Genomic DNA, 15,528 nt, shown 5'->3' on the forward strand with positions numbered 1-15,528 from the left:
TTATTCTTTCATTAAATTTGCTTGTTCAACATCTATGTTGCCACGACTCCTATAATATACAACTAATATCGCAAGTCCAATACCCGACTCTGCTGCAGCAACAGTTAAAACAAACATAACAAAGATTTGCCCAACTATATCGTTCATAAAAGCAGAAAAAGCAACCAAGTTTATGTTGATTGCCAGCAATAATATTTCTATTGATAATAATATATTGATTATGCTTTTACGATTGATAAAGATACCACACACTCCAATAGTGAACAAAATAGCAGCAACTATCAAAAAATGATTTAATCCTATTTCCATTCTATTCCCTTTCCAAATTGAGCTTTAACTAATTTTACAGATGAAGATTGCGTCAATTGTTTTAACACATTCTGTTTTTTAACCCCTTTTTTCTTATCTTGTAAAGTGAGAGCAATTGCACCAACAATAGCAACAAGTAGAAGAATACCAGAAAGATGGAAAGCATACATATAGTCAGTATATAGCAAATTACCAATGGCTTTTACGTTATTGGTATTATAATGTATAACATTACTTATATCAGGTGATGAGCTGAGAATGACAAAACCAATAATTAAAAAAAATGCAACACAGAGCACAGCACCAAGTGTGTAATGCTTTGAAAAACCCTGACGCAATCTTATGTAGTCAATATCAAGCATCATAACTACAAAAAGAAATAACACTGCAACTGCGCCGATATAGACTATTAGCACCATCATAGCGATGAATTCAGCTCCAAGAAGAATAAAAAGCACCGCTGAATTAATGAAGGTAAAAATTAAGAATAACACTGCATGCACAGGATTTCTGACACTAATAACACAAATAGCAGATAAAATGCTAAGAATTGAAAAAAAATAAAAGAAAAAAGACATTAACGTACGACTTTCAACGCTACCTATCTAATTAAAGCACTATTGCAATAAAGTCAATATTATATTAAATATTTAGCACTCTATTTTCAATATGATAGACATACTGTAATTGCTATTGACATTCTTCTCCTTTTTTAATCCATAATCCAAAATTGGCCAAAATTGGTGTTATAAGCCCAGTATTTTTTATGATCTCATGTTGCAATAGACCTCTTGCATAACCTGTTTTCTGATAGTAATTTTTGCGTTAAAATTTGCTTACGCTCCTCAAATACATCAAGTATTCTGTGGTGCTCACCTTCATTTCTCCTAAAAATTTCTTACCATAAATTGGTTATGCAAGAGGTCTGATAATTAATAAAGTAATAAATAACAAACATATTCTTGTAACTTCATGTGTTTTAATGATATAATGGTTGAGTATACTTAATATGATATAATTATGGATGATTTTATAAGAGTTAAGGGTGCAAGGGAGCATAATTTACAAGGCATAGATGTAAATATACCAAAAAACAAGCTAGTTGTTGTAACTGGGCTTAGTGGTTCTGGTAAATCAAGCCTCGCATTTGATACAATTTATGCTGAAGGGCAGCGCCGATACGTTGAAAGTCTTTCAGCTTATGCACGTCAATTCCTCAACATTCAGGATAAACCCGATGTTGAATCAATTACAGGGCTTTCTCCTGCAATATCTATTAATCAGAAATCGATCTCAAAAAATCCGAGGTCAACTGTTGGAACCGTTACTGAAATTTACGATTACCTGCGGTTAATATATGCACGAATAGGAATTCCTTATTCTCCTGGAACTGGGTTGCCAATAACAAAGCAAACTGTATCCCAAATTGTGGATACTATAGTTGCACTACCTTTAGAGACTAAAATATACATACTTGCCCCTATTGTGCGCGGTAGAAAAGGTGAGCATTACAAAGAGATATTGGAAATTAAAAAACAGGGATACGTAAGGCTAAAAATAGACGGTGAAGTTCATAATATAGATGACCTACCTAAACTTGATAAGAATAAGAAACATGATATTTTTGTAGTTGCAGATAGAGTATCAATAACAGACGATATAGGAAACCGCTTACCAAGTAGTATAGAGTCTGCATTAAGACTGGGCCATGGTCTAATATACGTGGAAATAGTTGAGTTACCAGATGACCATAATTCTCAGCATAAAAATGGCCAAATTCTGACTTTTTCAGAGAATTTTGCATGTCCTGAGACAGGGTTTACGCTCGAGGAGATAGAGCCAAGGTTATTCTCTTTTAATAGTCCTTATGGTGCGTGTAATCCGTGCAATGGACTTGGTAAGAGGCTAGGTGTTGATATCAAGCTAATAGTTCCAGATGAAACACTTTCAATATCAGGTGGCGCTTTAAAGCTAGTAGGGCAAGTAGGACGCCAAATGCAAACAACTCATGGATTTCTAAAAAATGTAATCTTATCACTGGCTGAAGAACACAAATTTAACCTTGATATTCCGTGGAAGAACACAGATCAAGAAGTAAAGAATATAATACTTTTTGGCTCTGGTAAATTTCAAGGTTTGGTCAATATATTAGAAAACCAAATGGATTATGACGAAACACTCATTGAGCGATACTGCTCTGTGGCTAATTGTAAGGAATGTGATGGCTTTAGATTAAGAAAAGAAGCGCTTACCGTGAAAATTAATAGTAAACATATAGGTGAAATATCAGCCCTCAGTATCAATGAATCTCTTGAATGGTTTAAAAATTTACCAAAAAACCTTACAGAGCAACAGAAGCAAATCTCAGATAAAATATTAAGCGAAATAATAAAAAGGCTAACCTTCTTGAAAGATGTAGGACTTGATTATTTAACAATTGATCGTGAATCTAGCACTCTTTCTGGCGGTGAGAGCCAAAGGATTAGGCTTGCATCGCAAATTGGTTCTGGGCTCACAGGAGTTTTATATGTCCTTGATGAGCCTTCAATTGGCCTTCATCAATGTGATAATGATCGATTAATTGCCACACTTAAAAACTTAAGAGACATGGGAAACACCTTAATTGTTGTTGAGCATGATGAGGATACAATAATGGCTGCTGACTATGTAATAGATATCGGACCAGGAGCTGGCGTAAATGGTGGGAAAGTAATTACAGAAGGCACACCTGATCAAGTACAAAAAAATTTAAATAGCATAACAGGGCAATACCTAAGTGGAAAAAAAGAGATTTCTATTCCAACAAGAAGAAAACCATCAGATCAGTTAATAAAGATATTTAATGCACATGAAAATAATTTAAAAAATATAAACGTTGAATTTCCTATAGGGAATCTTATTTGCGTTACAGGAATATCAGGTGGAGGAAAGTCAAGTTTAGTAATAGAAACGTTATATAAATATTCAGCGTATAAGATAAATGGTGGATCTGCGAGATATGGAAAATGCGATAAAATAGAGGGGCTGGAGTATATGGATAAAGTGATTGAAGTCGATCAATCGCCAATCGGCAGAACACCTGCATCAAATCCTGCAACATACGTTGGCATTTTCACTCACATAAGAAATTGGTTTGCAGGTCTTCCAGAGTCAAAAGCACGAGGATATAATATAGGTAGGTTTTCGTTTAATACCAAAGGAGGAAGGTGTGAGACTTGTAAAGGTGATGGGCATTTAAAAATAGAGATGCATTTTCTTCCAGACGTTTACGTAAAATGTGAACATTGTAAAGGACGAAGATATAACCGAGAAACACTGGAAGTTCTCTATGAAGGAAAATCTATATCTGATGTGCTTGATATGACAATCGATCAAGCTTCTGATTTCTTTGAGAATCTTCCTCTAATAAAAGAAAAGTTGATTTCTTTGCAGGAAGTGGGACTTGGATATATAAAACTCGGCCAATCATCAACAACGCTTTCCGGTGGCGAAGCACAACGAATAAAGCTCTCTAAAGAGCTATCGAAGCGCTCCACAGGAAGAACATTATATATTCTTGATGAGCCAACAACTGGGCTGCATTTTGAAGATATAAATAATTTACTAAAAATACTCCATAAATTGGTTGACCTTGGAAACACTGTTATAGTAATTGAGCACAATTTGCATGTTATAAAAATCGCAGATTATATAATAGATATAGGTCCAGAAGGTGGCGTCAAAGGTGGAATGGTAATTGCAGCTGGAACACCAGAAGAAGTAACAGATACAATAGAGAGTGTAACGGGTAAATACCTCAAGCAATACTTATCGATAAGTGTAAAATGTTGACATTATTTATAAATTAAGTTATACTAGTTATATAATAATTAATTAAAGGAGATAACATGTCAAGTATAGTAAAAGAAAATGAAAGTTCAGTTCCACAAACAAGTATATGGCAAAATTTTAAGGATTATGCTCGGTATGGAACTGTTCCTACTATAGAAAAAAATGGAAATTTCGTTCCTGCAAATAGTTTTTATGAATCTGTAAAGATTGTCGATGATTTACTAGGTTCTATTAAGGATCCACTATCTGGCGTTGAAAGCTGTGAAGCATCTGATAATTATGTAGGTAACAGAAAACAAGAGGTATTTTCATTATTTGGTGTTATTGTTGGTACACTGGCCATGATAGTATTCAAACCTTTAGCTTTAGTATGTGCATATACGACATACTTGATAGCAAAGGCATTATCAAAAGTAACAGACAAGTTTGATCTTAAAGATAAAACAAGTTCACTTATAGATTATTCAGGTATGCTCTCACAAAAGGTAGATGAGTATAGTATAAAATTTTCTAACTGTGTTAGCCAAATTTTCAGTTATGCTTTAACTGCTTTCATTGGGATTCTTGCACTGCCTATAACACCAGTTGTTTGGGCTGTTGATAAAATAGCAAGTAAGTTTAGTGAAATGAAAGAGCCTGAACAAGTTAAGGCTAACGCTAATAAAGTTAGCGCATAGTTAATTTAAAGAAGATCCCATTGCTTTATTCAGCAATGGGATTTTCATCTATTGAACACCAGAACTATAGATTAAAAAACAATAGGATTTTTGCAGAAAAACTCCTGCTAAACAGCAAAAACAAACCAGGATACCGGAAATCACGCATTCAGGGATTCTCACAATAATACTTCTATTGTTTCTTAATCATAAGTTCTGGTGCATAGTGCTCTGTTACGTAGTTATCGATAATTCCTTTGAACTCTTCAAAGATACTATTACCCTGTAAAGTCTTAAAATATTTGCCGTCCTTGTAGACTGCTGAAACAGGTTTTTCACCATACCCAGGTAAACTAATTCCTAAATTTGCGTGTTTACTTTCTCCAGGACCATTTACTATGCATCCCATAACAGCAATATTCATATGCTCTACACCTGGATTTTTTTCCTTCCATACTGGCATATGAACTTTTATATAATTATTTACTTCTTCAGTTAATACACGAAAACGATCGCTACTCGTGCGTCCACAGCCAGGACATGAATTGACTTGAGGATAAAAGTGGCGCAAGCCTATCGATTGCAATATTTCCTGACATACTACCACTTCATTCATGCGCGGTTCGCCAGGGCGCTGGGTCAAAGAAGCTCTGATAGTATCTCCGATACCATTTTGTAATAAGTAGGTAAGCCCTGCTGTGGTATTTATCACACCTTTATTGCCCATACCAGCTTCGGTTAAACCCAAATGCAGAGCATAATTAGAAAATTTTGCAAGTGCTGTATAAATTGAAATCAAATCTTGTACTTTGCTAACTTTACATGAGATAATTATTTTGTTTGGGCTAAGACCAATATCTTCAGCTTTTTTCGCACTACCAAGAGCAGACATTATAAGTGCTTTACGCAATATAACATCAGAGGTTCTTGAATTACTGGATAAAGAATTTTCATCCATCAGCTTTTGTAAGAGGTGTTTATCGATGCTACCCCAATTTACCCCAATTCGCACAGGAAGATCATGCTTTATGGCATATTCTATAACCTTTTCAAACTTTTCATCACGTTTATTGCCAAAGCCTATATTACCAGGATTGATCCTAATTTTACCCAGCAGTTTAATATTGTCTGAATAATCTTGAATTAATTTGCTCAGCTCATATTGCCCGCAACCTACCAATATCTTACCATCCAAACCTTCTTTACTTAGCTCTTCTACTATGTAAGGTATCGCCCTTGCTACTTCCTCTGAGTTCAGAGCAATTCGCACTAACTCTGAACCTGCACACGCTAGCTCTATTATTTCTTTTGCGTATTGTTTTGCACTGTTTTTTATATTATCAGGATCTATGTGAACACCAAGAGCCATAGATTGAACGACTATTGGATTATTTCCGCCTATTTTTATTCTTCCAACCTCTACAACGTGAGTTTTATGTCTAGAAATTGGTGATAGTTCACACGTTTTATCGTTACAACCAATCAAATCTTCATTCAACATATTTTTAAACGGCCAAAATATCTGCTACTATTGTAATATTATTCTGCTACTTCAGCTACACTTCCAAATGACTCTGAGCCATTCAAACTATATTTGGTATTAGCACCTATGTTACCGTCAGTGCTTAAATTAGCAATGGAATCATATGAGCATATCCCTTTTTGTGGAGTTTCTTTGATGGTGATACTTATAGGAGAGATTTTTTTTTCTCGCGATTGGGCAACCTTTCTTCCTTCTTGTTGCTCTTCCTGTTGATGCCTTGGAATTGGCTCTTGATAAGAATCATCTATAAATACAGCACCTCTCAAACGCGCAATATTAATACCATGTTGATTTACCATAGTATTTTCTTCATCATCAATTATACACACTTCTTCGCTGCTTGACTCATTATCAAGACTAATAATTTTTTTTTCTCTTAGCTTTTTTACTATAGCTTCTTTATTTCTTTTAACATCAGCTTGATCCTGTAATTTTTTTTTCTTCAGAATAGCTCTGCGTTTTTCATATAGTTTGTATGACTCAGCAAAATCTTCATCTGCATGAAAATTTGTACCACCAGGGTTACCAGGAGGCCTGTATTTCTTACTAAGCTTTACTTTTGGCTTAGCTTCAGCGCTATATGCAATAAAAATGCCCGAAACTGAAAACATTAATATAAACAAAATTTTAGAAAAAAGCCTAAGCATATTGCACTATTGTAAACATTGTATCCTTAAAAATAGCAATTAATGAACTTTAAGTAAACCGCTATTTTTACTAATTTTATAACGAATAACAATTTTATACTGCGAAAAATCTCATTTCTCGATAAAAAATATTTTGCTATAAAATAGGAAGGTGCAAGTTAACAGAAATTTAATAGAAAGAACGGAGTTGGTAAAAGAGAAAACAAAAATTAGTATCTATAAACAATATGGTGGCTGAGGAGGGATTCGAACCCCCGACCAAGAGATTATGATCCTCCTGCTCTACCAACTGAGCTACTCAGCCTAATAATTAAAAACCTTATTGTACATGTGATCTACATGCTTTGTATAATAAGCGAAATCAAATAATGATTCAAGTTTTTCTAGTGTTATAATTTCGAGTAAGGATTTATCTTGTTTTAACTCGGTGAAAAAATCACTATTATTCTCTTTCACCTTCATCGCATTACTTTGAACTATCTTATACGCATCTTCTCTCGTTAAACCACTATTTACCAACTCGAGTAATACACGTTGTGAAAAAACCAAGCCTTTTGAAGAATGTAGGTTTTTCTCAATATTTTCCTCATTAATAACCAGATTATCTATTAAATCTGTCAACCGAACTAGAGCAAAATCCATTGTTATGCACGCATCAGGAGTGATGCATCTTTCTACAGACGAGTGTGATATATCTCGCTCGTGCCACAACGCAACATTTTCCAATGCAGGAAACACATAGCTCCGTATTAAACGTGATAATCCGGTCAGATTTTCACTTAAAATAGGATTACGTTTATGCGGCATAGCAGAACTTCCCTTTTGTCCAGTGGAAAAATACTCAGAGATTTCTCCAACTTCAGTTCTTTGTAAATGCCGAATTTCAATTGCAACATTCTCTATTGAGCTTGCAATAATTCCTAAAACTGAAAAGAACACTGCATGCCTATCCCGAGGAATGACTTGAGATGAAATAGTTTCAGGTGTAAGGCCCATTTCTTTTGCAACGTATTCCTCGACAGATGGATCTATATTCGCAAAATTGCCTACTGCACCCGATATTTTACAAGTTGAAACTTCTTTTTGTGCGTTAATCAATCTTTGATAATTACGCTCAAACTCAGCATAAAATCTAGCAAATTTTAGTCCAAATATTGTTGGTTCTGCATGCATTCCGTGACTGCGTCCAACACATACAATATCCTTATATTCTTCAGCTTTCTTTTTTAATGCTAAAAGTAAGTTCTCTAGATTATTAAGTAGAATATCACATGATTCTTTTAGCTGCACTGCAAGGCACGTATCCAAAACATCAGAGCTTGTCATTCCATAATGGAGATAACGAACATCAACTCTAGCTTTTTCAGCAACGTATGTTAGAAAAGCAATAACATCATGTTTTACAATCGATTCAATTTCGTTGATACGCTGAACATCAAAATCAATAGCGCCAGAAAGCTTTTGAGCAACATCACCTGGAACAATCTCGAGCTTTGCTTGAGCTTCACACGCTAGTTTTTCTATTTTAAGCCATATATTAAATTTATTACTTTCCTCCCAAATGGAAGACATCTCTTTTCTGCTATAACGGGGAATCATTTTTGATTTCTTCCAATAAATGTATAATCAATGTACTGCTGAAAGCAGTTTACGTAGCAAATGGTGTTATTCCAGTAGTCCATAGGTGTCATCCCAGTGCTCCGACACTGGGATCCAGATATACAAAGCACTTGCAAATTATGTAAAAGGCAATAGATTTGATAAACACAAAATAATGTCCAGAAGCTAGATCCCAGTGTCACGCACTGGGATGACATAAGTAGGAAATGGGATGACAGGAAAAAATGGACTGGGATGACCAGGAAAAAAATGGACTGGGATGACATTGAGCAGATTGCTTTTCTGCTATAACGGGTGATCATTCTTGATCAGCTTCATTACCACCCGCAACTTCTTCATCCACACCTTGTACTTCTTCATCCGTACCTTGTTCCACTGCCTCACCTTCTTGTTGGTGTGGCTTTTGACTTTCCATCTTCACTTGTCTTAGCTCGTGCGCATCGGTTTCTGATCTCACAACATGCACTGCTATTGGCACTATGACTTCGCTATGAAATTCTATACTTACTTGATATTCACCTAAATTTCTTATCCTTACCCCGTTGAATGATATATTACGGTGATCCACTTCACATTCTTGCAATAAAGATTTCGCTATTTCTCTTGTTGTTACAGAGCCGAAAATTTTACCATCTTCTGAAGCTTGCTTTACCAATATTACAAATTTACCAATAAAAGATGCAGCTAGCTCTTTTGCCAAATTCAATTTTTTTAGATTCTCTTCCTCTAAAACAGAACGCCGCTCTTCTAATTTTGCTATATTTTCTTTAGTAGCTTTGACTGCCTTTTTTTGTGGAAAAAGAAAATTGCGTGCATAGCCAGGCTTCACTTTTACAACTTCACCGAATTTACCCAAAGTTCTTATATTTTCCTTTAAAATTATCAACATAAATTACCTAACTTTTTTTAGTACAATAAGGAACAAGAGCTAAAAACCGCGCTCTTATGATTGCCAAACGCAACTTTCTTTGTCTTTTTGCACACACCCCAGTTAACCTTCTAGGTAATATCCTACCATAATCAGAAGTAAATTTGGATAATAAATCTGTATTTTTATAATTTATGTCCTCATCTTGCGACTCAGCAAGAGGGCAAACCTTAGAACGCCTAAAACCAGTCCTATTATTTACAGATAAGTAAGAATTATTAAAATTATTTCGTCTTTTCATCATCATGCGCTTTGCTCCTCAATTTGTTTATTCATCATATGAGATTTACCTTCAAAAAATTTATCAACTTGTATAGGTAGGTGGCGAACAATGCTCTCATTAAGTTTTATTCTACGTACAAATTCATCCATAATGTTTGAAGTAGAACTTATGCATAGCATGCAATAATGGCCGCTCTTCATTTTATTTATTGGATATGCAAAATCCAAAAGACCCCAATGTTCATACTTTATCAACCCTGAAGCTTGGATGTTTTCTAAAAGCTTTCCTAACCCTTTATTCAGTTGAGTTGGAGCATTTATTCCTAGATCTTTCAAAACATCTTGAAAAATCTTTAGCGCATACTCTGAAATATTTCTCTCCAAGGCATTTATCAAATTCTGAATAAACGCACTTTTACTAATTTGCTGACCGCCTTCTGGAAGTGTTACAAAGTCTTGTGCTATTCCTAAACTTTTTAGATCATCCTTCAACTCTCTATCAATTTGTGACTTCACTTCTTTCAAATTTGAAAAATCTTCTTCCAAGTCAACCCATAAAATTTTTGTAAAACTTTCTAAGAAATCAGAATAAGGAACTAAGCTTTTTTGAATGCTTTTTGAGTGAGTCTCTAACTCTTGCTTTGTAAATTTGCCATTTTCCTTTTCAAGAAGGTCCTTGATTTTCTGGAAAATCACGTCTGCTTTAATATTTTTTAACGAAACAGCCAGTTCTTGTACCATTCCTTCTACTTCTTGCTGTAATAATCCCTGTTGGGCTATAAAAGTAAATTCATAAAGATTCACTATCTCTTCCTTCAATATCGATTAAATATTTCATTATATAAAGCTTTTTTATATAAGCAAGTTATTTGTATTAATTTCTACGTCTTTTACCCAGCTTAAGTTAGATATCTCATAAATAACTTGAGGAGCAATTGAGTATGTCTCCGGTAATAGTACGCTCACTTTATGCTTTTCAAGCAGAAGTTTTAGCAGAATTTTAGTTTTCCCTCTATTTTTTAATATTTCTTGTAACTCCATAGTGGTTTTTTGCGGATCAGCACAATCAACAACTAAAATTAATCCTTTGATAGCTGAAGTAATTCTTTCTGTAAAATCAGATATATCTTTACCCACTAATCTTGTCCTATCTCCTGAAGTTTCAAGGTCAATGATCACAAATGTTCCTGGTGAAAATAAATCCCTTTTCTCTTCTATTATTTCATTATTGTAGAACGCTATTTCAGAAACATTATGTGGATCAGAAAGCGTCAATATAACAAATCTTCCACGCTCTGAGGTTCTCATACGCACATTTAATATCACTCCAGCGGTTTTTGCTGTCTTATGTTCTCCAATAAACCCAATATTTAACTCCTCTAAAAAAAATCTAAATTTTTTAAGCGGATGATTAGTTAAATAAAATCCTAATGAAAATAATTCATGCTCTAACTTTTCATCTTCATCAAAATCTTCTACATTCTCAAGCTTTGGTTTTAGAACATCAAGTTTACCAAATAAATCAGCTTGATTTGATTCTCTATCCTGTTTGTTTTTATTTGCAAAGTAAATAAGCATACCAATTGATTCATACAATTGCTTTCTGTTCTTATGCGCACTATCACAAGCTCCAGATTTAATCAGGCTTTCTAGTGCTCTTTTGTTTATAATATGTCCTGAATTTTCAATAAATTCCCATATATCATTATAATAACATGAACGTTCATTTACTATTCCTTCCGCTATGGAAAAGCCAACATTCCTCAAAGCAGCGATGCCATAACGTATGCACTCACCTTCTATGGAAAATTCAGCTTGAGATTTGTTTATATCAGGAGGAAGAACATTAACACCACTAAACTTTGCTGCATGATAAAATAAATTCAGCTTATCTCGATCATCAATGTTCAAGTTCATTAGTGCTGTAAAGAATTCCAGTGGATAATTGGCCTTAAGGTAAGCAGTTTGATAAGATATGATCGCATACGCAGCAGCATGAGATTTATTGAACCCATAACCGGCAAACTTCGCCACTAGATCAAAAATGTAACTTGCTCTATCATGAGTCACACCATTTTTCGTAGCACCACTCACAAAAAGTTCACGCTGTTTATCCATTTCTGCTTTGATCTTCTTACCCATAGCACGCCTAAGAAGATCTGCTTCCGCTAAGCTATACCCAGAAAGAATACGGGCTATTTCCATCACTTGTTCTTGGTAAATTATTACTCCAAATGTTTCCTTAAGCACCTCTTCAAGTAGTGGATGAATGTAATCTGGCTTTTCAAGTCCATGTTTTCTTGCAATGTAAGTTGGAATATTATCCATTGGACCAGGGCGATAAAGAGAGATCAAAGCGATTATATCTCCAATGCAGTCTGGTTTTAATTTAATTAAAGATTCTCTCATCCCTGAACTTTCAAGTTGGAACACACCAATCGCATCACCGCGTGAAAGCATTTCATAGGTTTTTTGATCATCTAAATCTACTGCCAAAATGTCGATCTTTTGCCCACCACGATTAATTAAACGACACACATGATCTATTAGTGTAAGCGTACCAAGTCCAAGAAAGTCAAATTTTACAAGCCCTGCTTTCTCCACATATTTCATGCTATATTGGGTGATTGGCAGAGCTGAATTTGGATCGTAGTACACAGGAACAAAATTTTCTAACTTTTGATCACATATGACAATTCCAGCAGCATGTGTTGAAACGTGCCGATATATACCTTCAAGTTTCAGAGATATATCAAGGAGTTTTGCAATTACTTCATCACTATCACGTTCCTTCTGCAGATTTTGATCAAGTTCAATCGCTTGTGACAAAGTCACAGGATTTACTGGATTAAATGGAACCATTTTAGATATCTTGTCCACCTGAGAGTAAGGCATCTGCATCACTCTCCCAACATCACGGAGTACTGCTCTTGCTTGCAATTTTCCAAAAGTAATTATTTGACCGACATACCCATATTTTTTCTGAACATAGTCAATAACCAAGTCTCTTTTTTCCTGACAGAAATCGATGTCAAAGTCAGGCATCGATACACGATCAGGATTTAAAAATCTCTCAAATATTAATCCAAATTTTATTGGATCAAGATCTGTAATCTGCAAGCTCCAAGCAACAATTGAGCCTGCACCTGAGCCTCTTCCTGGACCAACCGGAATGCCATTTGCTTTGCTCCATCGAATAAAGTCTGAAACTATTAGAAAGTAACCAGCATAGTTCATTGAAGTGATTACACTTAGTTCATAATCTAACCGGTCATAGTATTGTTTAAGATCGATATCATGACCATGATCCAGTCGTGTGTCACCATCTGGTTGGGTGTCATCCCAGTGCGTGATGCTGGAATCCAGAAAGATTCCAGTGTCAGCTACTTGCATCACAGGAGAAAGTGTTTTGGTAACAGGAGAAGATTTTGCAATACGAAGCTTCAACCCTGCGATTGCCTGCTCTTTCAGCTCTTCATTCTCAGTTTTACCCTCTCTGCAAGGAAATTTAGGCAATATAGGCTGTATACTTCTTGGCATATAAGAACACCTTTGTGATATCACCAAAGTATTGTGAATTGCCTCTGGAATATCACTAAACAGCTTCTCCATTTCTGTTACAGACTTAAAATAATGCTCAGTAGTTAATTTCTTTCTGTTACCCTCCACAGCATAACTTCCTTCGGATATGCATGTTAATATGTCATAAGCCTCATAATCTGACCTATTAGAAAAAAATACATCATTTGTTGCAACCAGGGGAATATTGTGCTGATAAGCAAAGTCTATTAAAGTTTCTTCCAGTTCTAATTCCTTGCTAAATCCATGACGCTGCAATTCAACATATAAACGGTCATCAAACGTTGATATTAACCTATCAATAGTTTCTTTATCTTGTGTTGATAATAACTGCGCTAATATCCCATTACATCCGCCAGTTAAAACAATTAAACCTGTATTTGAATTCAATAATTCATCAAATTCAATATAAGGAGCGTCACTACTAATTTTGCGTTTTTTAAATGATTCACTAACTAAACTGACTAGGTTAGTATATCCTTGCTCATCCTTTGCAAGTAACAGTATAGATAAATCTTGATCATCATGTTTAACTACAATGTTACATCCTATTATAGGCTGTATTCCTCTATTTGCAGCATATTCTGCAAACTCAAGCGAGCCAAATAAATTACCTGAATCAGTAATCGCAACTGCTGGCATCTTATGCTGCACACAAAGACCTATCAGCTCTTCAATTTTAACAGAACTTTCAAGCAGTGAGTAAACGCTATGAACACGTAAGTGTATGAACATAAAAAATTTTAAATAAGTAACAAGAGAGTAACATTAATTTGTCTGTGAAGACATAGTTTTGCGATAAAGCAATGGATAAATAAATTATAATAGGATATATAAAGCATGATAACATTAAATGTTATCATTGATATTGTTGCTATTATGCCTAAATATAAACAAGCAGAATTAACATATCAAGAACAAGTGAAAAGTGATTTCAGTGAAGCGCTACAAAAAGAAAACCTTGAATGGTTAGACGGGTTAATTGATGGATTAGTTAAATCTTATGAAAAGATGCCAAGAAGAAATGAGCAAGATATGGAGAAAAGAAAAAAAATTAGCATTGAAAATCTAAAAATCTTTAATATTAAAAATAGCCAAGGAAAAACTGCAGTAATGCTTGCAGCAGAACATGGTAGGGCAGATCTTTTGAAAGAATGGTATGACGTTTCTGGTGATCTAACTAATGATAAGTACTTACCAAAAGAGCTGAAAACAGTTTATGCACTGCAAGTTAGTTCATATATTGCACAAGACAATGAGCGTAATAACGCATTAATGCTTGCAATAAAATCTGGTAATTCAAAATGTTTCCCATTTTTACTATCTCCAGAAACGGCAATAACCCTTAATCAAAAAGACAAAGATGGAAAGACAGCCTTAATACACGCTATTAACAGCGAAAACTTCGAGCTAATTAAAGAATTTCTGGAAACATCTGGGTTAGCACTTGGTCAAGTGAATCAATATGATCCAGAACGTAAGGTTAAGCTCAAAATAGATGCTAATGAATTGGATTGTATACAAAATATCAAGAACGAGGATATAAAATTCTCAGTAAAAAAGTTTTTAGATAAGTTAGTAAAACATATTTACTATATAGGGATGCCTACACTGACACCCGCATGTATACTAAAACGCAAAAGTATTGAGCAGGATGGCGCTTTTGCTAAGAAAAAGAGAGGAAAAGATGATGAAGCTATAGATGAAGCAATACGTGCTGTAACTGAATTTGATTACAAAACAAAAAGTTTGACAGGACCTTTTAGTAAAAAATTAGATAGATTTAAAGAATATGTTAATTTTATACAGCTTGCATCAGATTATGAAAGCAAAGCATATCCGACTCTAGAAGAGTTAAAAGAAAAATGCCAAGAAGTTGGTCAATTTCTACTAAAAAAATTATTGTATGAAGTAAACTCATATTCATATAATTTAAGAAGCGATCAAAAAGAAAAGATTCTTGTTTGTATTAACAATCTAGTCATAGAAGCAAAAATTGAATTTCCTGAAGATCAAATTCAAAACATACCTAGCAATATAATACATGAGGTATTAGATATATTAAATGCACCAAACCCTCAGCTACATTCTAGAACAAATAGCTTGGCTAGTGGTTCATCGCTTCAGAGATAACCCATATATGAAAATTAGTAAAAAACCTGAAACCCAAAGAAAAATTTAGCGTCAAACTTG

The 15,528-nt window shown here is 34.6% G+C and carries 12 protein-coding genes and 1 tRNA gene; 3 read left to right on the forward strand and 10 right to left on the reverse strand.

The genetic code is table 11. From position 1 onward, the window contains the following. Positions 1-309 carry an NADH-quinone oxidoreductase subunit NuoK gene (gene nuoK / locus ASM33_RS05920; RefSeq protein ID WP_110409971.1) on the reverse strand — a complete coding sequence of 103 codons (309 nt, stop codon included), beginning with the start codon at positions 307-309 and terminating at the stop codon, positions 1-3. Further along, on the reverse strand, positions 300-887 hold the full coding sequence (locus tag ASM33_RS05925; RefSeq protein ID WP_110409970.1) for an NADH-quinone oxidoreductase subunit J: 588 nt from the start codon (positions 885-887) through the stop codon (positions 300-302). The genes nuoK and ASM33_RS05925 overlap by 10 nt, the downstream gene beginning before the upstream one ends. Positions 888-1,329: 442 nt before the next feature. Between ASM33_RS05925 and uvrA the strand changes: the two genes are divergently transcribed. Next, the gene (gene uvrA / locus ASM33_RS05930) at positions 1,330-4,140 is read left to right on the forward strand and encodes an excinuclease ABC subunit UvrA (protein ID WP_110409969.1); all 2,811 of its coding nucleotides are present in this window, start codon (positions 1,330-1,332) and stop codon (positions 4,138-4,140) included. 56 nt (positions 4,141-4,196) lie between these two features. Then, a complete protein-coding gene (locus ASM33_RS05935; RefSeq protein WP_110409968.1) occupies positions 4,197-4,817 on the forward strand; it encodes a hypothetical protein in 621 nt (206 codons plus the stop codon). Positions 4,818-4,989: 172 nt separating this feature from the next. Here the strand turns inward: ASM33_RS05935 and ispG are convergent, their stop codons facing one another. The 8 genes from ispG to dnaE form a co-directional block, all read right to left on the reverse strand. Continuing rightward, positions 4,990-6,297, reverse strand: coding sequence for a flavodoxin-dependent (E)-4-hydroxy-3-methylbut-2-enyl-diphosphate synthase (ispG, locus tag ASM33_RS05940; protein ID WP_110409967.1), 1,308 nt, complete (start codon positions 6,295-6,297; stop codon positions 4,990-4,992). Positions 6,298-6,335: 38 nt separating this feature from the next. Next, a complete protein-coding gene (locus ASM33_RS05945; protein WP_110409966.1) occupies positions 6,336-6,986 on the reverse strand; it encodes a TRP75-related protein in 651 nt (216 codons plus the stop codon). A gap of 228 nt (positions 6,987-7,214) precedes the next feature. Next, positions 7,215-7,290 (reverse strand) — tRNA-Met (locus ASM33_RS05950). After that, a complete protein-coding gene (gene purB, locus ASM33_RS05955) occupies positions 7,290-8,585 on the reverse strand; it encodes an adenylosuccinate lyase (protein ID WP_110409965.1) in 1,296 nt (431 codons plus the stop codon). The genes ASM33_RS05950 and purB overlap by 1 nt, the downstream gene beginning before the upstream one ends. Positions 8,586-8,904: 319 nt before the next feature. Next, the gene (rplI, locus tag ASM33_RS05960; RefSeq protein WP_110409964.1) at positions 8,905-9,495 is read right to left on the reverse strand and encodes a 50S ribosomal protein L9; all 591 of its coding nucleotides are present in this window, start codon (positions 9,493-9,495) and stop codon (positions 8,905-8,907) included. A gap of 7 nt (positions 9,496-9,502) precedes the next feature. Beyond that, positions 9,503-9,778, reverse strand: coding sequence for a 30S ribosomal protein S18 (gene rpsR / locus ASM33_RS05965; RefSeq protein WP_110410571.1), 276 nt, complete (start codon positions 9,776-9,778; stop codon positions 9,503-9,505). After that, on the reverse strand, positions 9,778-10,560 hold the full coding sequence (locus ASM33_RS05970) for a 30S ribosomal protein S6 (RefSeq protein ID WP_110409963.1): 783 nt from the start codon (positions 10,558-10,560) through the stop codon (positions 9,778-9,780). Before ASM33_RS05970 ends, rpsR begins: the two co-directional genes overlap by 1 nt. 48 nt (positions 10,561-10,608) lie before the next feature. Continuing rightward, a complete protein-coding gene (gene dnaE / locus ASM33_RS05975) occupies positions 10,609-14,070 on the reverse strand; it encodes a DNA polymerase III subunit alpha (RefSeq protein WP_110409962.1) in 3,462 nt (1,153 codons plus the stop codon). Between the two features lie 105 nt (positions 14,071-14,175). Here dnaE and ASM33_RS05980 point away from each other — a divergent pair, with 105 nt between their 5' ends. Continuing rightward, complete coding sequence (locus tag ASM33_RS05980; protein ID WP_110409961.1) at positions 14,176-15,468, forward strand: ankyrin repeat domain-containing protein; 1,293 nt, start codon at positions 14,176-14,178, stop codon at positions 15,466-15,468. Positions 15,469-15,528: the final 60 nt, after the last annotated feature.

It is taken from the genome of Wolbachia endosymbiont of Folsomia candida, from assembly GCF_001931755.2.
In the GTDB taxonomy this organism is placed as follows: Bacteria; Pseudomonadota; Alphaproteobacteria; order Rickettsiales; family Anaplasmataceae; genus Wolbachia.

What these genes read in the sequence shown, in the direction of transcription:
- nuoK (WP_110409971.1), bottom strand. Translation starts at nt 309, where the DNA reads ATGGAAATAGGATTAAATCATTTTTTGATAGTTGCTGCTATTTTGTTC.
- ASM33_RS05925 (WP_110409970.1), bottom strand. Translation starts at nt 887, where the DNA reads ATGTCTTTTTTCTTTTATTTTTTTTCAATTCTTAGCATTTTATCTGCT.
- uvrA (WP_110409969.1), top strand. Translation starts at nt 1,330, where the DNA reads ATGGATGATTTTATAAGAGTTAAGGGTGCAAGGGAGCATAATTTACAA.
- ASM33_RS05935 (WP_110409968.1), top strand. Translation starts at nt 4,197, where the DNA reads ATGTCAAGTATAGTAAAAGAAAATGAAAGTTCAGTTCCACAAACAAGT.
- ispG (WP_110409967.1), bottom strand. Translation starts at nt 6,297, where the DNA reads ATGTTGAATGAAGATTTGATTGGTTGTAACGATAAAACGTGTGAACTA.
- ASM33_RS05945 (WP_110409966.1), bottom strand. Translation starts at nt 6,986, where the DNA reads ATGCTTAGGCTTTTTTCTAAAATTTTGTTTATATTAATGTTTTCAGTT.
- purB (WP_110409965.1), bottom strand. Translation starts at nt 8,585, where the DNA reads ATGATTCCCCGTTATAGCAGAAAAGAGATGTCTTCCATTTGGGAGGAA.
- rplI (WP_110409964.1), bottom strand. Translation starts at nt 9,495, where the DNA reads ATGTTGATAATTTTAAAGGAAAATATAAGAACTTTGGGTAAATTCGGT.
- rpsR (WP_110410571.1), bottom strand. Translation starts at nt 9,778, where the DNA reads ATGATGAAAAGACGAAATAATTTTAATAATTCTTACTTATCTGTAAAT.
- dnaE (WP_110409962.1), bottom strand. Translation starts at nt 14,070, where the DNA reads ATGTTCATACACTTACGTGTTCATAGCGTTTACTCACTGCTTGAAAGT.
- ASM33_RS05980 (WP_110409961.1), top strand. Translation starts at nt 14,176, where the DNA reads ATGATAACATTAAATGTTATCATTGATATTGTTGCTATTATGCCTAAA.